This is a genomic window from Parasphingomonas frigoris (assembly GCF_036663815.1).
In the GTDB taxonomy this organism is placed as follows: domain Bacteria; phylum Pseudomonadota; class Alphaproteobacteria; order Sphingomonadales; family Sphingomonadaceae; genus Sphingomonas.
The window spans coordinates 130,110-151,800 of sequence record NZ_JAXOJQ010000007.1 but is presented as its reverse complement, the minus strand read 5'-3'; the positions used below and the strand labels follow the sequence as shown (position 1 = coordinate 151,800).

Below are 21,691 nucleotides of genomic sequence, written 5' to 3'. Positions count from 1 at the left end.
GACAATGTCAAAGAGCGCAAAATACCGACGCTAAGGAAATGCCCTTCTTTCAAAGAGCCCCTCGGCGCCGACAATTTGGTGACTGCAGAAGCGAACCGTGTGGTCCGTCGCTGCGGTTCAACTCCTCTAGGGGGGTGAATCGCGGCGGTCAACGCATATTTTGCATTTTGTTCGGTCCGCGCCCCAACGAGCATCGCCGTCACCGGTTCCGCGACAGGTCAGTGGGCGCCCGCTACCCCCGCCCGTCAGATATGCGCCCCCCGCCCGCGATCATTGTGCAGCGCCACAAGTCTTGAGGTCGGCCAACGACCGGCGCATAGGGTCGCGATGGCTAAAACCACGCTGAAATCGCTGTCGGACGCGCTTGCTGCCCGACTGACCAAGGGTGCTCTTCCGGGCGAAATACAGGGGTTCGGCAAGGCCGAACGGGCAGATGCCGCGGCATTCGTCGCGGCCACTGCCGAGCATCGGACCCCCGGAACCGCAACCGTCGCGCTCGAGCCGCTGCCCGGCACCGACCCGCGCCGGCGGATGCGGCTGGCGATCGTCAATGACGACATGCCCTTCCTGGTCGATTCGATCGCCGCGACGATCGGCGCGCACGACATCTCGATCGACCGAATCATTCACCCCGTGCTCGGCGTCACGCGCGATACCCGCGGTACCCTGCTGAGCGTCGACGATACCGGCCCTGCCGAATCGATGATCTATATCGAGCTCGAACGTGCCGATGCGCGCGAACGGCGGGAGCTCGTTACCGCGCTCGAACGCAATCTCGCCGACGTGCGCGCGGCGGTGAACGACTGGCAGCCGCTGCAGGACGCGATGGCGGCCGACATCGCCACCCTCCCGCCAGGCGAAGGCGCGGCGTTGCTCGCGTGGCTGCTCGACCGCAACTTCACTCTGCTCGGCCATGAATCGTGGCGCGGCGCGACCGAGACGACGCTCGGCCTCGCGCGCAACCCGCAGCCGGTGCCGATGCTCGCCGCGGCCTCGCGCGCGCTGGCGATGCAATGGTTCAGCGATGGTGGCGAAGCGCCGCTGCTGCTCAAGTCCAATCTCATCTCGAGCGTCCACCGCCACCTCCCGCTCGATCTCGCGGTCGTGCCGGTGCGCGACGCCAAGACGGTCGTCGGCCTGTCAATCCACGCCGGGCTGTGGACGAGCAGCGCGCTCAACGCCGCGCCGCAAGACGTGCCGGTGCTGCGCGCACATCTCGCCGCGCTCGAGCAGAAGTTCGGCTTCGACCCCAAGGGGCATACCGGCAAGGCGCTGACGCACGCGCTCGCCGCGCTGCCGCACGACCTGATCACCGCCTTCACCCCCGAGGCGCTCGAGAATGTCGCGCTGACCGCGATGTCGCTCGCCGATCGCCCACGGCCCAAGCTGGTGCTCGTGCGCAGCGTGCTCGGGCGGCACCTGTTCGCCTTCGTCTGGCTGCCGCGCGACGATCTGACCACCGCGCGGCGCGTCGCGATCGGCGAGATGCTGGTCGAGGCGGCCAATGGCAGCCTGCTCAACTGGGCGATCGCGATGGACGACGTAACCGCGCTGATCCGCTTCACGATCGACGTGCGTGGCGAGGGCGTGATGCCCGAGACCGGCCCGCTCGACGCGCGGATCGCGCGGATGGTGCGCGGCTGGGCGCCCGCGGTCGAAGCGGCGCTCGCCGAGCTGGTCGAGCCGGCGCGCGCGACGCGGCTCGCGCTGCGACACGCGGCGACCTTCCCGGCGGGCTACCGCGCCGCCAATCCGGCGGAGGAAGCCGCGCACGACATCATCCGGCTCGCCCGGCTCGAAACCCCCGAGGCGCGTTCGGTGCGGATGTACCGCGATGCCAAGGGCGCGGCGCGCCTCAAAATCTATCGCCTCGGCGGTGCGCTGGCGCTGTCCGACGCGGTGCCGGTGCTCGAGAATTTCGGCTTCCGCGTGATCGAGGAATTGCCGACCGCGCTCGCCGATGTCGAACAGGGCTTCGTCCACGAATTCCTGGTCGAGGCGGCGGGCGTGCGGCTCTCGGCCGACACCACCGTGCTCGAGGACGCGATCCAGGCGGTGCTCGAGGGCAAGGCCGAGAATGACGCGTTCAATCGGCTGATCGTCGACGCCGGGATGGCGCCCAGCTCGGTACTGCTGTTCCGCGCCTGGTTCCGCTATCTGCGCCAGGCCGGGCTGACCTACGGCCTCGTCACCGTGGTCGACGCGCTGCGTCGCGCGCCGAAGGTGGCTGCCGCGCTGATCGAGCGATTCGCCGCGGCGCATGATCCCGCACGCGCGCGCGCCGGTGTCGAAGCTGCCGATGCGGCGATCGATAGCGGGCTCGATGCGGTCTCGGCGATCGACGACGATCGCATCCTGCGTTCGCTGCGCAGCGTGATCACGGCGACGTTGCGCACCAATGCGTTAGCCGCCGCCGGCCAGATCGCGCTCGCGTTCAAGCTCGACAGCCACCTTATCCCCGGCCTGCCCGCCCCCGTGCCGTGGCGCGAGATCTGGGTCTATTCGCCGCGGGTCGAGGGCATCCACCTGCGCGCCGGCCCGGTCGCGCGCGGCGGCCTGCGCTGGTCCGACCGGCGCGACGACTTCCGCACCGAAATTCTTGGGCTGATGAAAGCGCAGCGCGTCAAGAATGCGGTGATCGTCCCGACCGGCGCGAAGGGTGGCTTCTATCCCAAGCAGCTCCCGTCCGCGGCGAATCGCGATGCGTGGCTCGCCGAGGGCACCGAGAGCTACCGCGTGTTCATCCGCACCTTGCTGTCGATCACCGACAATATCGTCGAGGGCGCGGTGGTGCATCCGACCGACGTCGTGATCCACGACGGCGAGGACCCCTATTTCGTCGTCGCCGCCGACAAGGGCACCGCGACCTTCTCCGACGTCGCCAATGCGATCGCGCTCGAGCATAATTTCTGGCTCGGCGATGCCTTCGCCAGCGGCGGCTCGGTCGGCTACGATCACAAGGCGATGGGAATCACCGCCAAGGGCGCGTGGGTCAGCGTCCAGCGCCACTTCGCCGAGCGCGGGATCGACGTGCAGACGCAACCGATTCGCGTCGTCGGCTGCGGCGACATGTCGGGCGACGTGTTCGGCAACGGCATGTTGCTCAGCCAGACGTTGAAGATCGTCGCGGCGTTCGATCATCGCCACATCTTCCTCGATCCCGACCCCGACCCCGCCGCAAGCTGGGCCGAGCGGTCGCGCATGTTCGCCCTCCCCCGTTCGTCGTGGGCGGATTACGACGCTTCGCTCATCTCGAAGGGTGGCGGCGTCTTCCCGCGCACCGACAAGGTGATCAAGCTCTCCAAGCAGATCCGCGCCGCGCTCGGCATCGAGGCGAGCGAGATCGAGCCGGGCGCTTTGATCTCGCTGATCCTCAAGGCCCCGGTCGACCTGATCTGGTTCGGCGGGATCGGCACCTATGTGAAGGCGAGAGCCGAGAATAACATCGCGGTTGGCGATCCCGCGAACGATCGGCTGCGCGTCGATGCCGAGGATCTGCGCGCCACCGCGATCGGCGAAGGCGCCAACCTGGGTGTCACGCAGGCCGCGCGCATCGCCTTCTCCGCGCGTGGCGGCCGGATCAACACCGACTTCATCGACAATTCGGCGGGCGTCGATTGCTCGGATAACGAGGTCAACATCAAGATCGCGCTCAACCGCGAGATGATCGAAGGCCGCCTGGGCTATGAGAAGCGCAACGCCTTCCTCGCCAGCATGACCGACGACGTCGCGCATATCGTGCTCGAGGACAATCGCCTGCAGACGCTGGCACTGTCGATCGCCGAGGCCGACGGTGCGCGCGACGTACCGAGCTATGTCCGGCTGATCGAGATCTTCGAGGCAGGCGGTTCGCTCGACCGCGTGGTCGAAGGCTTGGCGGGCAATGACGATCTGCTGCGGCGTTCGGCCGAAGGCCGCGGGCTGACGCGGCCCGAGCTTGCCGTGCTGCTGGCGACCGCCAAGCTCGCGCTACAGGCGGCGATCGAGCAGTCCGAACTGGGGCTCGATCCCGAACTCGCGCCCGATCTCCACGCCGCCTTCCCGCCGGCGATGCGCAAGAAGTTCGGCGCCGCGATCGACCAGCACCGGCTGCGCGGCGAGATCGTCGCGACCAAGCTCGCCAACCGCATCGTCAACCGGATGGGCGTGCTCTATCCCTTCGAGCTGGCCGAGGAAGAAGGCGCTGCGATGAGCGACATCGCGGCGAACTTCGTGGTCGCCGAGCGATTGTTCGATCTGCCGGCGCTGTGGCGCGAGATCGAGACCGCCGAAATGCCCGAGGCGGCGCGGATCGCGCTGTTCGACGAGGTCGCGGTGGCGACGCGGTCGCAGATCGCCGATCTGCTGCGCGTCACCAAGAGCGGTACCGGGCCGGCCGAAGTGCTCGCGCGGCTGTCGAAGGGAATTCGCGCGCTCGACAAGCAGACCAAGGCGCTGCTGCTCGAGGAAGCGAGCGCGCAGAGCGCGCGCATCGCCGCGACGCTCGAGACGGCGGGGGCGCCCAAGAAGCTGGTGCAGAAGGTCGTGCGGCTGTTCGAGCTCGACGGCGCGGTCGGGCTGGCCGATCTCGGCGAGCGGCTCAAGCTCGACGAAGCAGTGCTCACGCGCGCCTTCACGCGGCTTGGCCAGGCGCTCGGGCTCGACTGGGCGCAGGCCAATGCCGCGCGGATCGCGTCGAGCGACCCGTGGGAGCGGCTGCTGATCGCCGGGCTCGCGCGCGACTTCCAGCAGTTGCGGCTCGAATTCCTCGGCCGCGGTGCCAAGGGGGTCGGGAACGATCCGCAGGCGCTGGTCGAGCGCTGGCTGACGGACAATGCCGGCCGTGTCGCGCAGTTCAAGGCGGTGGTCGATCGCGCACGGCTGGCGCCGGCGCCCAATGCGGCGATGCTGGCGCAGATTGCGGGCCAGGCGCGGGTGGTGCTGGGGCGGTAACGCGAAGACCTAACCGTCACCCCGGACTAGTTCCGGGGCCCACCGTGCCGCGCGATCTGCCAAGGTAGGACGCGAGGCCCGGTGGACCCCGGGACGAGCCCGGGGTGACGTTTTAGCATCAGGTCGGCGAGGTCACCGCACCCCGACAGTTTCCCGCTCCCGCTGCCGCGCCGTCACCTGCGCGCGCCAGCCGCGCGAGCGCCACCACATGATGATCCCGGTCACCGCGAGGATCGCCGGCAGCAAGCCGCCGAGGAAGATCACGATCTGCCAGACGAGCCCCATCTGCGTGCCGTCATGGATCCGCCGCATCGTCCGCGCGAGCGATTCGGGCGCGGGCGGCACGACCTTGGCCACGCCGCTGGCATCGTCGATCACAACGCTGCGGGGCTCATCGACGAACGAGACTCTCCACGCCGGCTTCTGGTCGGTTGGCCACTCGATCCTGGCGACGCTACCGGCAAGCACCCCGTCCGCACGGTCGATCACGCCGTCAACCGGCAGCTGCGGCGTCGCGAGCGGAACCGGCCGCGCGCCGCCGGGGCGTCCGCCCGGCGGTCCGCCGCCGAACACCTTGGGAAACGAGATCCACGCCCCCGTCAGCGAAAGCACGAACAGTGGCAGCGCGATCCAGAAGCCGAACAGATGATGCAGATTGGTGTCGGTGTTGCGATGCCGCCGCCAGCGCAGGCCGCGCACCCAGCGCCCGACCGTCGGCCACCACAGCCACAGCCCCGACACGCACGACAGCAGCATCGCCACGCCGATCCAGCCGACCACCTGCCGCCCGACGCCGGGAATCAGCAGCGATCCGTGGATCATATGGAAGGTGCGGAGCAGCCCGCCGCCGCTACCGGCGGTATCGAGCACGCGCGCACTAGCCGGATCGAGCCACACCGTCTTGCGCGCCGGCGGTCCCGGCGTCCGCTTCGGCTTGGCCGCGCTGGTCGCGGTGACGACGACCGGTTCGACCGGCGAATCGGGCAAGGTCAGCGCCGTGATCCGCTCCCCAGGCGCGAGCGCCGCGCGCACCGCCGCGACATAGCGCTCGGGCGCCACGCTCGCGCCGCCGCTCGTCGCATAGCGCTGCGGGTTGAGCGCATGGTCGAGCGCATCGTCCCACACCAGCGCCGCCCCCGTCACCGAGAGCGGAATGATCAGCACGGCCAGCAGCAGCCCGATCCATTTGTGCACCTGGAACCAGGCATTGCGCATCTTGATCTTGCTCACTCAAACCTCCGCCCAGCGGCGCAACAGATTGTGGTAGACGCCGGTGAGCCGGACGATCTCGCCGTCGCCCTGCCCCAGCCGACCAGCGACCGACTGGATCGCGGTGTCGAGCTCGAACAGCATCGCGCGCGAATCGGTGTCGCGCACCATCGACTGGATCCAGAAGAACGAGGCGACGCGCACCCCACGCGTCACCGGCGCGACATGGTGCAAGCTCGACGCCGGATAAAGCACCATCTGCCCCGCCGGCAGCTTGACGCTCTGCTCGCCGAACTGCGTCTGCACGACGAGCTCGCCGCCGTCATAGCTGTCGGGATCGGCGAGGAAGAGCGTCGCCGACAGGTCGCTGCGGATGCGAAAATCGCTGCCGCGGCGGATCCGGATCGCGCTGTCGACATGCGCGCCGAAGCCATCGCCTGGCGCATAGCGGTTGAACAAAGGCGGGAACACTTTCAGCGGCAACGCCGCCGCGACGAACAACGGTGAGGCCGCGAGCGCATCGAGCACGATCGCCCCGCCGCGCCGCGCAGCCTCCGACTCCTCGGGCAATTGCGCGTTGTGCTTGGCGAGCGCGGACTGATGGCCCGACGTGGCATTGCCGTCGATCCAGTCGGCGGCGTCGATGACTGCGCGGAGCGCAGCGACCTGCGCCGTATCGAGCAGGTCGGGGACGACGGTCAGCATGCCGCCGCCCGGATCGCCTGGACCCCGCGCACCCGAAACGCCGGCAGCTCGGATGCGGCAAGCCACGCCGCCGCTTTCTCGACGAAGGCCGGCGTCGCGCCGGCGCCCGCGCGCTTGAGCCAGCCGATCGCATCCTCGATCCGCCCCGCTGCGCCGAGCATCCGCGCATGGTTGAACGCCCCGCGAAAATCCCCGCCCTGCGCCGCGCGTGCATAGCAGAGCGCCGCTGCCGCCAGGTCGCGTTCGACCACCCAGCCATCCTCGTGGAAGCTGCCGACGAAGTTTAGCGCCTTGGCATTCCCGAGCGCCGCGGCCTTGCGGAACCACGCCAACGCCGCTTGCTTGTCCTCCGCCACCCCGTCGCCGAGCGCGAGCAAGGTGGCGTAATTGTACATGCCCCAGTCGAGCCCACGCTCGGCGGCGATTCGGTAGCAATCCGCCGCGCGCGCCTTGTCGGGCACGGTGCCCCAGCCGAGATCGTAGCAGCGCCCGACCATGTTGATCGCCATCAGATGATGCTGCGCGGCCGCGCGCACGAACCAGCCGAGCGCCGCGGCGGGATCGCGCGCGACGCCCGCGCCGTCGAGCAGCAACTGCCCGTACAGCGCCTGCGCCTCGGCCACCCCGTCATCGGCGCAATCGCGCAGGAAGGCAGCGCGCTCCTCCGCCGATCCGGCGAGCCGCGCGGCAATCTCGGCCGCGGACAGCGCGCTCAAAACGCGACCTGCACCGTGCCGAACACCGTGCGCCCCGCCGCGATCGAGGCATAATGGCTCGTGTAAGTCTGCGTGTAATAGACCTTGTCGGTCAAATTCTGCGCGTTGACCGACAGCTGGAGCCGATCGTTGAGCTTGAAGCGCGCCTGCGCATCGAAGCGCCAGTAGCTCGGAATGCCGCGCGTCAGGATCTTGGTCGCGGGATTGACGGTGACCACGCCCGCGCTGGTCTGCGTCGCGGTGCGATTGTCGGCATAGCCGCCATTCTGCTTGTCCATGTAATACGCGCCGCCGCCGACCGAGAAGCGCTTGGTCACTTCGAGGTTGGTCGACATCGTGAAGCTGTTGCGCGCGGTCTGCGGCACGGCCTTCCCGGTGTTGACCGAGGGCACCAGCACCGTCTTGGCCGCCGCCGCACCGTTCGCCGCCGCCGTCAGCGCGGTGAACCCGCCGTCGACGATCTTGGCGTCGAGGAAGGTGTAGCCGCCGAACACCGTCCAGCCCGGCAGGATCGCGCCGCTCGCGGTAAGCTCGACCCCGCGGATGCGCGTCGATCCGAGATAGGCGATGTTGTTGTTGGCATCGGTCACTCGGGCATTGGCGATATCGGTCTGAAACACCGCCAGCGCGAGCGCGAGCTTTTCGTGGAACAGGCTCGCCTTGGCGCCGACCTCGTAAGACTTGGTCTTCTGCACCTTGAGCGCGTCGAGCGCGTTCGCGGTCGCGACGGTGGTCGGCAGCGCATTGTCCTCGCGCCCCTCACCCAACAGGCTGTTGGGCGGCGTCGCGGCGGTGGCGTAGCTCGCGTAGAGGCTGGTTTCCTTGGTCGGCTTGAACACCAGGCCAGCCTGCCAGTTGAACAGCTCGTCGGTGCGCGAGAACTGGAATGCCCGCGTCGCATTGGCGGCCTGCCCCGGCGTGACTCGCGAGGTGAAGCGATCGTAGCGCGCGCCGACATTGAGGATCAGCGACGGCAGCAGCGTGATCGAGTCGAAGCCGTAGAGCGCCTGCGTCTCGGCGTCGTTCTGCGTCTCCTCGATCGGCAGCGAGCGTACAATCGCCGAGGGCGTCGTCGACGTGTCGCTGGCGTAATTGACCCACGGATCGTTGGGGTTGGGCGTGAAGATGCTCGCGCAATAGTAACGCGACACCGTCGCGGCGTTGCAGCGCGGCGAGATGGTCGACCCGTTCGACAGGATCTCGGTTCCGCTCGCGTTGAGATAGCCCCGCGTGACGAAGGTGCCGCGCCGCGCCTTCTCCCACGACACTTCGGCGCCGACCGCAAAATCATGCTTGATCGCGCCGGTCGTGAAGCTGCCAGACAGGTCGAGCTGGTCGACGATGCTCTTGGAATAGCTGTAGCGCGTGTTCGACCGGCGCCACACCTGCCCGCTGCCATAGATGTTGCCGGTCGAATCGTCGGGCAGCGTGAAGATGTAGGCCTGGTCGGACGCGCTGTAGCGCGCGGTGTTGCGAAGCGTGATGCCGCCGAAATCATGCTCGACCCGCAGCGTCGCCTGGTTGGTCGTCGTGTCGCGGAAATCGCGATCGGTCAGGCCGTAGAAGGTCGAGCGCGCGACGGTGCCGGTCTGGCCGGTCGCGGTGGTGATGCGCCCGAGCGCGGGTTCGGTGCGGATCGCGCCCGTCCCAGGCGCATTGCCGATCGTGTAGAGATAGGGAATGCCGGCGTCGGGCAGTTCGTGGCTTTCCATGTAATAATAGCTGGCGGTCAGCCGCGTGTCGGTGCCGAGCCCGATCGTCACGCTCGGCGCGACGCCCCAGCGGCGCTGGTAGATCGCGTCGCGCCCGGCGACGTCCTGGTCGTGCCACATGCCCTCGATCCGGAATGCCGCGGTGTCGCTCAGCTTGACGTTCAGGTCACCGACGACGCGCTTGTAATCTCCATTGCCATAGCTCGCCGCGACCGAACCGAAGGTGCGCAGCTGCGGCAGCTTGCTCAGGATGTTGATCGTGCCCCCCGCGCTGCCACGCCCGCCGAGCGTCGAATCCGACCCGCGCACGATCTGCACCGAATCGATCGCGAAGATCTCGCGGCTCTGCGACGCGAGGTCGCGCACGCCGTCGACATAGATCGAGCCCTGGCTGTCGAAGCCGCGGATGAAGGGCCGGTCGCCGATCGGATTGCCACCCTCGGCCGCGCCGAAGGTGATGCCCGGCACAGTGCGCAACGCATCCTGGAGCGTGGTCGAGCCGGTCTGCTCGATCACCGACTTATCGAGAACCAGGATGGACTTGGGCGTGTCGACCAGCGGCGCCACCAGCTTGGGGTCGCGCGGACGCTCTTCGCGGTGGCCGTTGACGATGATGTCGATCTTCTGGTCGGGGTCGGCGTCCGCCGCGGGTGGCGGAGGCGCGGCGTCGTTCGCGAACGCCGGATGCGCGGCGAAGGCACCGACGCAGGTCATGGCGAGATAGGCAGGCTTGCGGACAGCGGAGCGAGACAATTGGTTTCCCCTTATTCGTTGGGGATTGGCTATTGCGAGTCACTCTCATTGTCAACGCTATTGCGAGTTATTCTCACCTCTGTCGCAGCTCAGGATCCAGCTGCGCAGCGCACTCGCGAGATTCGGGGGCTCGTCGACGACGATCCGCAATGCGTCGATCTGCGCGATCAGCGCATTGAGCGGCAGCACGCGCCGTGCCGCCGCCGCCTCGAGCGCGCGCCAGAAAATCGGCTCGAGGCTGATCGATGTCTGATGCCCGGCAATCGTCACCGATCGCTTGACCGGGCCGATAAAGCCGTCGGGGGGTGGGGTTATCATGTCGCCGCGCATATCACAGCATCCTGCAGAGCGCGAAGCAGACAGACAATTCCATAGAATTTCCAAGACATATACCGATTGTTGACGCGTACCGCATAGATGTCGTGCGCGATGACCTATGCGCTCAAACTGTACCTGATCATCACCGGGATCGGTACGGCGCTATGCCTGACAATGCCCGGGCTGGTGGTCGTCGGTTTCTTCCTGATTCTTCCGGGGCTGATCCTTTTCGTCATGCCGACGGCGTTTCTGTGGGGAAGCTGCTTTGCGCTGCTGTGGTTTCCGCTGCGGCTGCCGCTGGGCGATCTGCTCGCCGCGATGCTCGCCGCGCCCGCCACGGTCGTATTGCTGTGGGTGCTGCCGGCCTCGAACGTCGCTCTGAGCAAGGCGCGGCTGGCGGTGGCGCTCCGACCCGACGTGGTTCCGACACTGCCGATCCGCCTGTCCGGCCATCTGCGAATCGACGTTTCGTCGGCCCCGACCGAGGAGTTCGACCCCACCCGTCCCACCGCGGCGCGACCCTTACGCTGCATCGGGCTCTGCGCCGCCGCGCTGTTTACCGAGGGCGTCGAGAGCGTGACCGTGAACGTGCCCAGTCGCAAAGACCTGACCGAGGCCGATGTCATCGGCGCCACGCCGCTTCAGCCGAATGCGCGCACCTTCCGCAGGGTCGCGCGCGCCGATTGCGCCGTGAGCCTGCTGCCGACCGGCGCCGACGGGCTGGGCCTCGACTATCCCGAGCGGCGCAGCAAGGAAGCCGAGTGGAACCTCCGGCTTTCGACCACCGATTGCATTATCGCGGTCCCCACGCGGAGCGAGCACGACATCAGCATCGCGCAAGGACAATACGACCTGTTCGGCGGGAGCTCCGCATCCTACGACTGGTCGTTCAATCCCAAGCGGGTTGCGGTTTCGCGCTTCGAGCTCCGCGCACGCGGGGGACGCGTGCTGCTGCGCAAGCTCGTCGCGACCACCCTGGCGCTGCGTCGGCCGTTGTGGATCGACGCCGGCGGGTCGTTCACGACATTCCGCTTCGGATGGGCGCGCACCGCTTTGTCCAACGCCCCGAGGTATGAAACGGTCGATGGCGGCGCCCTGCTCGCGGCGCACACCAACCTTGCGGTCCACGCCGATCCTGCCGCGACCGCGCGGTTGGCCCGCACGCGACTGCAGGCCATGCTGGCCGATCCGCGCGTTACGGCGGAGGACCCGGGATGGGCGGCCGCGGATGCTTTCTTCACGGGGATGCGCCGGACGATCGAACCGGGGGACCATGCGCTCCTCGTCGCGCTCATCCGCGACCATCGCATGACGCGCTTCGAAGGTTTCTGGGACGCGAAGCAGGCGCTGCGCGACGACAGCGCATTCCTCCGCGCCGCGATCGTCGAGCGGCTGACCACCGTCACCGACGATGATCGCGAGGCAAACCCGATCCGCGTCCTGAGTTCGATCCTCTACGCGATGCCGCCAGGCACCTTTGCGACGCCGAGCGCTGCCGAGCGCGCGCTGCTCGCCGATCCCGTGATGCGGCTGCGCGCGGGCGGGTTGATCATGCGCCAGGCCGACCGCGGTGCGGCAGCCGTTCCCGACCTCGTCGCGATGCTGGGCTATCACGTCCGGGCGGAGCGGGCCGCCAACGCCATGCCCAAGCGTCGGCGACGGATCTCGAGCGACGATTCCGTGGCGATCGAAGCGGTGCGGGTCGCGCTGTGCCGGCTTGGCCCCGACGGCGCCGCCGCACTGCCCGATATCGCTGCGCTCGACGCCGAGGCCCTGCCACCTCAGCGCTTCGACCGCAGGTCGACTTGGCACTTGACGCTGGCGCGGCTCGGCTACCCGATCGACAGCCTCGACATTCCCCAAGGCTATTCCGGAACGAACGAGCGCTATCGCGAGAACCTTCGCCGTCGCCTGGAACATTTCAGGGCGGACAGCGACTGCCGCTAACGTCGGCCTCCCTCGCGGGCGATCACGAGCGGAGGGCAGCCCCGCGACGGCCAGGGCTCACGGCGTATCGAACAGCGCCGCCAACTGCTCGATGATCGTCCCGCCCAACTGCTCCGCATCCATGATCGTCACCGCGCGCGCATAATAGCGCGTCACATCGTGCCCGATCCCGATCGCGGCCAGCTCGACCGGCGACTTCGCCTCGATCCAGCCGATCACCTGGCGCAGATGGCGCTCGAGATAGCTCCCCGAATTGACCGACAGAGTCGAATCATCGACCGGCGCGCCGTCCGAGATTACCATCAGGATCTTGCGCTCTTCGGGCCGCGCGATCAGCCGCGAATGCGCGCAGAGCAAAGCCTCGCCGTCGATATTCTCCTTGAGCAGCCCCTCGCGCATCATCAGCCCGAGCGACGGTCGCGCGCGGCGCCACGGTTCGTCGGCCTTCTTGTAGACGATGTGACGCACGTCGTTGAGCCGCCCCGGCTGCGGCGGACGCCCCGCGGCGAGCCACGTCTCGCGGCTCTGCCCGCCCTTCCAGGCGCGCGTGGTGAAGCCGAGGATCTCGGTCTTGACGCCGCAGCGCTCGAGCGTGCGCGCGAGGATGTCGGCGCTGATCGCCGCGATCGAAATCGGCCGCCCGCGCATCGAGCCCGAATTGTCGATCAGCAGCGTCACCACGGTGTCGCGGAAATCGGTCTCGCGCTCGATCTTGTAGCTGAGCGACAGCGTCGGGTTGACGATGATCCGCGCCAGCCGCGCGGCGTCGAGGATGCCCTCCTCCTGGTCGAAGTCCCAGCTGCGGTTCTGCTGCGCCATCAGCCGGCGTTGCAGCCGGTTGGCGAGCTTGGTCACCGCGCCCTGCAGATGAACGAGCTGCTGGTCGAGATAGGAGCGCAGCCGCTGGAGCTCGTCGGCGTCGCACAGGTCGGTCGCCGCGATCACTTCGTCATAGCTGGTGGTCCACGCCTTGTAATCGAACTGCGCCGAAGGGTCGGAGAGCGGACGATTCGGGCGCACGGGGAGCATCCCCTCCTCGCCCTCGTCGCCGGGTTCGCCGTCCATGTCGTCGAACGAATCATCGCTCTGCTCGGAGCCCTCGCCTTCCTCGCTGTCGGTCTCGCGCTCGGAACCGCGCGCCTCGATCTCGCCCTGCCCCTGCTCGCCTTCGTCCTCGCCTTCGTCGCCCTCGTCGTCCTGCTTGTCCTCGCTGCCTTCCTCGTCCGAACCGCCCTCGTCGGCTTCGTCGGGGATCATGTCGCCTTCGATCAGCTCGAGATCCTCGAGCAGCTTGGTCGCCAGGCTGGCAAAGGCGCGCTGGTCGTCGATCGCGAGGCCGAGCGCGTCGAGATCGCCGCCGGCTTTCTCCTCGATCCAGTCGCGGACCAGTTCGAGCCCGGGCTCGGTGGCGGCCGGCGGCGGCGCGCCGGTCAGCCGCTCGCGCACCAGCAGGGCGAGCGCGGTCGACAGCGGCACCTCGTCGCGCGACCGCGCGCGCGTGATCGGGTCGGCGCGCAGCCGCGTCTCAAGCGCGACGTCGAGATTGGCGGTGATCCCGGCATAACCGCGCGACCCCAGCGCCTCGACCCGCGCCGTCTCGACCGCGTCGAACACTGCGCGCGCAACCGCCTCGGCCGGCGCGATGCGAGCGTGGAGCGCGGTGTCGTGATGCCGCAGCCGCAGCGCGAAGCCGTCGGCAAAGCCGCGCGCCTCGGCCACCTGCTCGGCGGGCAACGTGCGCGCAGGCATCGGCACCTTGATGTGCTTGCCCGACTGCGCGGGCGAATCCGCGGTGAAGGCGAGCTCGATCTCGGGCTCGTGCGCAACCGCGCGCGCGGCGCCGCCGAGCACGGCCTTGAAACGATCGAGGGGGGTATCAGTAGCCACGAGTCAACTCCGGGAGCGCGATGGGTTCCTGCGCGAGTCCCGTTTCGATCGGGTGGGTCGCACCATCGCTCGCACCGTCATAGGGCAGCCCGCGGCGGACGGCGACACCCATGACGGCGTTAAATGCGCAATGCGGGGATCGCCGTCACAGCGGAATGTTGTCGTGCTTCTTCCACGGATTCTCGAGCGCTTTGCCGCGCAGCTTGCGCAGGCCCAGCGCGATCCGGCGGCGCGTCGAGTGCGGCTGGATCACCTCGTCGATGAAGCCCTTGCTCGCCGCGACGAACGGGTTGGCGAAGCGTGCCTCATATTGCGCGGTCTGCTCGGCGATTTCCTCGGGCGAGCGGCCGCGGAAAATGATCTCGACCGCGCCCTTCGCGCCCATCACCGCGATCTCGGCGGTCGGCCAGGCGTAATTGAGGTCGCCGCGCAGATGCTTCGAGGCCATCACGTCGTACGCGCCGCCGTAAGCCTTGCGCGTGATCACGGTGATCTTCGGCACGGTCGCCTCGGCATAGGCGAAGAGCAGCTTGGCGCCATGCTTGATGATGCCGTTCAGTTCCTGCGCGGTCCCCGGCAGGAAGCCCGGCACGTCGACGAAGGTGACGATCGGAATCTCGAACGCATCGCAGAAGCGCACGAACCGCGCCGCCTTCTTCGAGCTGTTGATGTCTAGGCAGCCCGCCAACACCATCGGCTGGTTGGCGACGAAGCCGACGGTGCGCCCCTCGATCCGCCCGAAGCCGACGATGATGTTGCCGGCATGCGTCGGCTGCACCTCGAAGAAATCGCCTTCGTCGACGGTCTTCCGGATCAGCTCGTGCATGTCATAGGGCTGGTTGGCGCTTGCCGGCACGAGCTGGTCGAGGCTGTGCTCGAGCCGGTCCCACGGGTCGGACGACGGCCGCTCCGGGCTCGCCTCGCGGTTCGAGGCGGGAAGGAAGTCCACGAAGTCGCGGGCCGCAAGCAGCGCCTCGATATCATTCTCGAAGGCCACGTCGGCGACCCCCGACTTCGTGGTATGCGTCACCGCTCCACCCAGTTCCTCCTGCGTGACGATCTCGTTGGTAACGGTCTTCACTACATCTGGGCCGGTGACGAACATATATGACGAATCCTTCACCATGAAGATGAAGTCGGTCATTGCAGGAGAGTAGACCGCGCCGCCGGCGCAGGGACCCATGATCAGCGAGATCTGCGGCACGACGCCGCTCGCCAGAACGTTACGTTGGAACACTTCGGCATAGCCGCCGAGCGAGGCGACGCCCTCCTGGATGCGCGCGCCGCCGCTGTCGTTGATGCCGATCACGGGTGCGCCGACCTTGAGCGCCATGTCCATGATCTTGCAGATCTTCTGCGCGTGGCGCTCGCTGAGCGAGCCGCCGAACACGGTGAAGTCCTGGCTGAAAACGAAGACGAGCCGGCCGTTGATCGTGCCCGATCCCGTGACGACGCCGTCGCCCGGGATGATCTGGTCCTGCATCCCGAAGTCGACGCAATTATGCTCGACATACATGTCGAGCTCCTCGAACGAATTTTCGTCGAGCAGCACGGTCAGGCGTTCGCGCGCGGTCAGCTTGCCCTTGGCGTGCTGCGCGGCGATGCGCTTCTCGCCGCCCCCCATGCGCGCGGCGTCGCGCTTTCGGTCGAGTTCGGCGAGGGTCGAGGACATGGGCGCTCCTTTACGTGCGCCCTCCTTTCCAACTTTCCGCGCCAAACGCAATCTCAGACCGAGATGACGCCGCGATCGATCAGGCTGCGCGCGGTGTCGAGGATTGTCATGCGTTCGTCGCGTGTCTGCCAGCCGAGCCGCGCCAGGGCGTGGCCCGCATCGCAGGTGCGATCCCGGCCGAGTTCGCCGGTCACCTGGCGGATCGTCGTGTCAAAGATGGCGAGCAGCCGCACGACGACGTCGGGAACGCCGTGGCGCGGCACCTTGCGCGCCTGCGGCCCGAGCCCGTCGCGCAGCATCACGGCGACCTCCTTCATCCAGAGGAACGCGCCCGCGCCGATGAACCGCTCGCCGTCGAGGCCCGGCGTCTCGAGCGCCAGCACGTGGAGGTCGGCCAGGTCGCGCACGTCGACCACTGCGAAGCCGAGCCGCGGCGTCCCCGGCATCGATCCGTCGAGCAGCCGCTGGACGAACTGGATCGAGGTCGAGAAATCGTCGCTGAGCAAGGGCCCGAGCACCGCCGACGGATTGACCGAACAGAATTCCATCCCCGCCCCGTGCGCCGCCATCCAGTCGCGCGCGGCACGCTCGGCGATCGTCTTCGACTTGATGTAGGCGCCGACGCCGGGTGCGGTCGGATCGGTCCAGTCCGCTTCGGTGAAGGCGCGCCCATCCGCGCGCGCATGGCCGTACGCGACCGCCGCGACCGACGACGTCAGCACGAATCGCTCGACCCCGGCGGCATGCGCGAAGCGCAGCGCGCGCAGCGCCCCCTCGCGCGCCGGCACGACCAGTTCGTCGTCGCTTTTGGGCGCGGCCGCCGGAAAGGGCGAGGCGACGTGCGCGACATGGCTGCACCCCGCGACCGCCTCGGCCCAGCCCGCGTCGTGCATCAGATCGGCCGCGAAGAAGGTCAGCGCCTCGTCGGCCACTCCGAGCGTCGCGCGCACTTCGGCCTCGCGCGTCAGCGATCGCACCGTCGTGTTGACGTGCCAGCCGCGCGCGACGAGCGCACGGATCAGGAAGCTGGCAATATAGCCGCTACCCCCGGTGACCAGGACCGTCTTCGTCATCGTGCTTCCCCCCGGTTGCCGCGTTGCCCGCGCGATCGGTTGTAGAGTGAAACGCGTTGACAACAAAGCGACTTGATCTTGCCAAGCGCTAGCCTGCGTCGCACAGGAGCCCCGCAGGAGAGCGCGCACATGGCCGATCAGGACCTCTATCCCGTCCCGCCCGAATGGGCCGCACAGGCGCGCGTCGATGCCGCCGGCTATGCCAAGCTCTATGGCCGCAGCCTCGCCGACCCCGGCAGTTTCTGGCTCGAGCAGGCGAAGCGGCTCGATTGGATCAAGCGCCCTGAAATCGCCGGCGACTGGTCGTTCGACAAAGCCGATTTCCACATCAACTGGTTTGCCGACGGCAAGTTGAACGTGTCGGCCAATTGCCTCGACCGGCACCTCGCAAAGCGCAGCGACGACGTCGCTCTGATCTGGGAGCCCGACGAGCCGAGCGAGGACGCGCGACGCTTCACCTTCGCCGAACTCCACGCCGAGGTCTGCCGCTTCGCCAACGTGCTGAAGGCGCAGGGCGTCGCCAAGGGCGACCGCGTCACGGTCTACATGCCGATGATCCCCGAGGCGGCGTTCGCGGTGCTCGCCTGCGCGCGGATCGGCGCGGTCCATTCGGTGGTGTTCGGCGGTTTCTCGCCCGAGGCGCTCGCCGGGCGGATCGAGGATTGCGGGTCGACGATCGTGATCACCGCCGACGAGGGCCGGCGCGGTGGCAAGCGCGTGCCGCTGAAAGCCAATGTCGATGCCGCCGCCGCGCACGCGCCGGGGCTCGCCAAGGTCATCGTCGTCAAGGCGACCGGCGGCGACGTGGCGATGCACGATGGCCGCGACATCTGGTATCATGCGGCGGCCGAAGGCGTGTCCGCCACCTGCGCGCCCGAACAGATGGGCGCCGAGGACCCGCTCTTCATCCTCTACACTTCGGGCAGCACCGGCCAGCCCAAGGGTGTGCTCCACACCAGCGGCGGCTATCTGCTGTGGGCGAGCCTGACGCACGAACTCGCCTTCGACTATCGTCCCGGCGACGTGTGGTGGTGCGCCGCCGACATCGGCTGGGTCACCGGCCACACCTACATCCTCTACGGCCCGCTCGCCAACGGCGCGACGACGCTGATGTTCGAGGGGCTGCCGACCTGGCCCGACGCCAGCCGGATCTGGCAGGTGGTCGACCGCCACAAGGTCAACATCCTCTACACCGCCCCCACCGCGCTGCGCGCGCTGATGAAGGAGGGTGATTCGTTCGTCACCGCAACCGACCGCAGCTCCTTGAAGCTGCTCGGCACCGTCGGCGAGCCGATCAACCCCGAGGCGTGGCGCTGGTATCACGAGATCGTCGGCGAGGGGCGCTGCCCGATCATCGACACGTGGTGGCAGACCGAGACCGGCGGCGCGATGATTGCGCCCTTGCCCGGCGCGATCGCGCTGAAGCCCGGCTCGGCGACCACACCGATGCCCGGCATCGACCCGCAGCTGGTCGATCCCGAAGGTGTCGTGCTGACCGGCGCGGCGGCAGGCAACCTCGTCATCGCGCGCAGCTGGCCCGGTCAGATGCGCGGCGTGTGGGGCGACCGCGAGCGCTTCTTCCAGACCTATTTCACCACCTATCCCGGCAAATACACCACTGGCGACGGGGCGCGGCGCGACGAAGACGGCTATTACTGGATCACCGGTCGCGTCGACGACGTGATCAACGTGTCGGGCCACCGCATGGGCACCGCCGAGGTCGAGAGCGCGCTCGTCCTCCACCCGCACGTCGCCGAGGCCGCGGTCGTCGGCATGCCGCACGAGATCAAGGGCCAGGGCATCTACGCCTATGTCACGCTCAACGCCGACCAGACCGCGTCGGACGAGTTGCGGCGCGAGCTGATCGGCTGGGTGCGCAAGGAAATCGGCCCGATCGCAGCCCCCGACAAGGTGCATTTCGCACCGGGCCTGCCCAAGACCCGCTCGGGCAAGATCATGCGCCGCATCCTGCGCAAGATCGCCGAGGGCGACGTATCGAGCCTGGGTGACACCAGCACGCTCGCCGACCCCGCGGTTGTCGACGATCTCGTCGCCAACCGCGTCGCATGAGGCGGATTGCAGCCTAAAAAGTCGGCGCTATACTCGGGTAAAACACAGGGGAGTTTTACCATGCGCCGCAAATCACTCTTACAGCTTTCGACAGCTGCCGTCCTCGTCGCGCTGGCCGGCGCCGGGATCGCCAAGACCGCAACGCCGGCGACCGGCGCGCGCTACGGCGCGTTCGGGATCGACCTGACGACCCAAGAGAAGACGGTGAAGCCGGGCGACGATTTCTGGACCTTCGCCAATGGCGGATGGGACAAGCGCACGCAGATCGCGCCCGATCGCACCTCGGCCGGCTACGGCGTCGTGCTGACCGACGAGGCCGAGGCCAACGTCCGCAAGATCCTCGACGATGCCGCCGCCAATCCGGCCGCGGTCGGCGCGGGCGCCAAGCAGTTCGGCGATCTCTATGCCAGCTTCATGGACGAAGCCGCGATCGACAAGGCCGGCACCGCCCCGCTCGCCCCCTATTTCGCCAAGATCGACGCGGCGACCGATCGCGCCAAGCTGCAGACGCTGTTCGCGACGACCGGCTATGCCAGCCCGGTCGAGCTCGGCCAGCTCCCCAACCCGTCCGACCCGACGCACTACACCGTCGCCGCCGGGCAGGGGTCGCTCGGCATGGGCGGGCGCGATTATTATCTCGAGGCAGGGCCCAAATACGACGCCTTCCGCACCGCCTATCGCGGCTATGTCGAGAAGATGCTGACGCTGGCAGGCCTGCCCGATGCGAGCGCCCGCGCCGACCGGATCATCGCGCTCGAGACTGCGATGGCCAAGGTGCAATGGTCGCCGGTCCAGTCGCGCGACCTGATGGCGATGCTCCGGCCGATGGACGCCGCCGCGCGCACCGCGCTGGCGCCCGAATTCGATTGGCCGTTGCTGCTCACGACCGCCGGCTATGGCGACTTCCCGGTCGTCATCATGGGCAATTCGACCGCGCTCACCGGCCTCGGCAAGATCTTCGCCGAGACGCCGGTGTCGACCTGGCAGGACTGGATGAAGTTCCGCTTCGTCGCCGCCTCCGCGCCGACCCTGCCCAAGACCTTCGACGAGACGACCTTCGCCTTCTACGGCAAGACGCTCAGTGACCAGCCGTCGCAGCGCGCGCGTTGGAAGCGCGGCATCGCACTGGTCAACGGCACGATGGGCGAGGCGATCGGCGAGATCTACGTCAAGCGCCACTACCCGCCCGAGAGCGAAGCGCAGATGGGCGAGCTCATCTCCAACCTGCGCGCCGCCTATAAGGATCGCATCGGCGCCAACAGCTGGATGGACGACAAGACCAAGACGGCGGCACTCGCCAAGCTCGCAGCGTTCGATCCGCGCGTCGGGCATCCCGTCAAATATATCGACTATACCTCGCTCCAGGTCGTCCGCGGCGACCCGCTCGGCAATGCGATCCGCGCGGGGGAGTTCGGCCATCAGCTCGAGCTGTCGCGGCTCAAGGCGCCGGTCGACCGCACGCTTTGGGAGATGACCCCGCAGACGGTGAACGCCTATTACAATCCGCTCGCCAACCAGATCACCTTCCCCGCCGCGATCCTCCAGCCGCCCTATTTCGACCCCAAGGCCGACGCGGCGGTCAATTACGGCGCGATCGGTGCGATCATCGGGCACGAGATGGGGCATGGCTTCGACGATCAGGGCAGCCTGTTCGGGCCGAGCGGCAAGGTCGAGAATTGGTGGACGCCTGCCGCCAAGACCGCCTTCAAGGCGCGGACCGGTGCGCTGAGCCAGCAATATGACGCCTACGAGCCGATCCCCGGCCTGCATGTGAAGGGTGCGCTGACGCTCGGCGAGAATATCGGCGATCTCGGCGGGGTCGAGACGGCCTATGCCGCCTACCAGAAGTATCAGTCGACGCACGGCAAGGCGCCGGTGATCGGCGGGCTGACCGGCGACCAGCGCTTCTTCCTGTCCTATGCGCAGGCCTGGCAGGCCAAGCTGCGCGAAGGTGCGGCGCGCGCACGGCTGCTGACCGACCCGCATTCGCCGCCTTACTACCGCGTCAACGGGATCGTGCGGAACGTCGACGCCTGGTACAGCGCGTTCAACGTCAAGCCGGGCGACAAGCTGTATCTGGCACCGGCAGACCGCGTGCATATCTGGTAAGCATCAGGCCATGGGCTGGACAGTTTGGGGGCACGTCCTACGTTCAGCCCATGGCCCAGATGGTGATCTCCGTGCCGGATTCGCTCAAGGATTGGGCGAATCAGCGTGTCGCCAATGGCGATTTTGCCAGCACGAGCGCGTACCGGCGAGATTTGATGCAACGCGACCTCGATGATGCTGCCCAGCTCGCCTGGCTTCAGGCTGAGGTCGAAAAGGGCTTTGCCTCGGGCGTCGATCCCCGACCCGCGACCCAGATCTTCGCCGATATCAGAGCCAAGCACTTTTCAGGGAATCCTTGATCTCGCGATCGCGGCTGAGGCCGACCTTGAGGACATCGTGCGTTTCAGTATCGAGACATTCGGCGAGGCGGCTGCCGCGCAGTATCTCGATATGCTCGAACAGACGAACCAGCGCTTGCGCAAATATTTCGAATCCGGTGCGCTTGTTCCCAAGATCACACCGCGGGTTCGATCCGCCGCGGCCGGAAGCCATCGGATCTTCTATGATCGCACCGGCGATGTTTTGACCGTCCGCCGCGTGCTGCATCGGGCGATGCGCACGCGGGGTCGGCTGTAACGATCCGCCGCC

14 protein-coding genes are annotated in these 21,691 nt (G+C 67.8%); 6 read left to right on the top strand and 8 right to left on the bottom strand.

Annotation, left to right across the window (positions count from 1 at the left end):
• Positions 1-327: 327 nt before the first annotated feature.
• Positions 328-4,932 (top strand): NAD-glutamate dehydrogenase, encoded by a 4,605-nt coding sequence (locus U1872_RS19085; protein WP_332794504.1) that lies wholly within the window; start codon positions 328-330, stop codon positions 4,930-4,932.
• A gap of 132 nt (positions 4,933-5,064) precedes the next feature.
• On the opposite strand, the gene U1872_RS19080 is transcribed toward U1872_RS19085, so the two are convergent.
• The 5 genes from U1872_RS19080 to U1872_RS19060 are packed head-to-tail and all read right to left on the bottom strand — an operon-like array spanning position 5,065 to position 10,345.
• Positions 5,065-6,162 (bottom strand): PepSY-associated TM helix domain-containing protein, encoded by a 1,098-nt coding sequence (locus U1872_RS19080; protein ID WP_332794503.1) that lies wholly within the window; start codon positions 6,160-6,162, stop codon positions 5,065-5,067.
• Positions 6,163-6,846 (bottom strand): Fe2+-dependent dioxygenase, encoded by a 684-nt coding sequence (locus tag U1872_RS19075; RefSeq protein WP_332794502.1) that lies wholly within the window; start codon positions 6,844-6,846, stop codon positions 6,163-6,165.
• On the bottom strand, positions 6,840-7,562 hold the full coding sequence (locus U1872_RS19070) for a tetratricopeptide repeat protein (RefSeq protein ID WP_332794501.1): 723 nt from the start codon (positions 7,560-7,562) through the stop codon (positions 6,840-6,842). Before U1872_RS19070 ends, U1872_RS19075 begins: the two co-directional genes overlap by 7 nt.
• On the bottom strand, positions 7,559-10,027 hold the full coding sequence (locus U1872_RS19065; protein ID WP_332794500.1) for a TonB-dependent receptor: 2,469 nt from the start codon (positions 10,025-10,027) through the stop codon (positions 7,559-7,561). Before U1872_RS19065 ends, U1872_RS19070 begins: the two co-directional genes overlap by 4 nt.
• Positions 10,028-10,084: 57 nt before the next feature.
• Positions 10,085-10,345 (bottom strand): ribbon-helix-helix domain-containing protein, encoded by a 261-nt coding sequence (locus U1872_RS19060; protein WP_332794499.1) that lies wholly within the window; start codon positions 10,343-10,345, stop codon positions 10,085-10,087.
• Between the two features lie 111 nt (positions 10,346-10,456).
• On the opposite strand from U1872_RS19060, the gene U1872_RS19055 reads away from it, so the two are divergent.
• Positions 10,457-12,292 carry a hypothetical protein gene (locus U1872_RS19055; RefSeq protein ID WP_332794498.1) on the top strand — a complete coding sequence of 612 codons (1,836 nt, stop codon included), beginning with the start codon at positions 10,457-10,459 and terminating at the stop codon, positions 12,290-12,292.
• A gap of 57 nt (positions 12,293-12,349) precedes the next feature.
• On the opposite strand, the gene cobT is transcribed toward U1872_RS19055, so the two are convergent.
• From cobT to U1872_RS19040, 3 genes are all read right to left on the bottom strand, one after another.
• Positions 12,350-14,179, bottom strand: coding sequence for a cobaltochelatase subunit CobT (gene cobT / locus U1872_RS19050; protein WP_332794497.1), 1,830 nt, complete (start codon positions 14,177-14,179; stop codon positions 12,350-12,352).
• 145 nt (positions 14,180-14,324) lie between these two features.
• Positions 14,325-15,851, bottom strand: a complete 1,527-nt coding sequence (locus tag U1872_RS19045; protein ID WP_332794496.1) for an acyl-CoA carboxylase subunit beta — start codon at positions 15,849-15,851, stop codon at positions 14,325-14,327.
• Positions 15,852-15,904: 53 nt separating this feature from the next.
• On the bottom strand, positions 15,905-16,924 hold the full coding sequence (locus U1872_RS19040; protein WP_332794495.1) for an SDR family oxidoreductase: 1,020 nt from the start codon (positions 16,922-16,924) through the stop codon (positions 15,905-15,907).
• A gap of 129 nt (positions 16,925-17,053) precedes the next feature.
• On the opposite strand from U1872_RS19040, the gene acs reads away from it, so the two are divergent.
• Genes acs through U1872_RS22905 form a run of 4 tightly spaced genes read left to right on the top strand, consistent with a single transcriptional unit; the run spans position 17,054 to position 21,679 of the window.
• The gene (gene acs, locus U1872_RS19035) at positions 17,054-18,994 is read left to right on the top strand and encodes an acetate--CoA ligase (RefSeq protein WP_332794494.1); all 1,941 of its coding nucleotides are present in this window, start codon (positions 17,054-17,056) and stop codon (positions 18,992-18,994) included.
• A gap of 60 nt (positions 18,995-19,054) precedes the next feature.
• On the top strand, positions 19,055-21,103 hold the full coding sequence (locus tag U1872_RS19030) for a M13 family metallopeptidase (protein ID WP_332794493.1): 2,049 nt from the start codon (positions 19,055-19,057) through the stop codon (positions 21,101-21,103).
• A 50-nt stretch (positions 21,104-21,153) separates the two neighbouring features.
• Entirely contained in the window at positions 21,154-21,402 is a 249-nt protein-coding gene (locus U1872_RS19025) for a ribbon-helix-helix domain-containing protein (RefSeq protein WP_332794492.1), read from the top strand.
• Between the two features lie 37 nt (positions 21,403-21,439).
• Positions 21,440-21,679: a type II toxin-antitoxin system RelE/ParE family toxin gene (locus U1872_RS22905; RefSeq protein ID WP_443025414.1), complete on the top strand. Its 240-nt coding sequence runs from the start codon at positions 21,440-21,442 to the stop codon at positions 21,677-21,679.
• The last annotated feature ends 12 nt before the right edge of the window (positions 21,680-21,691 follow it).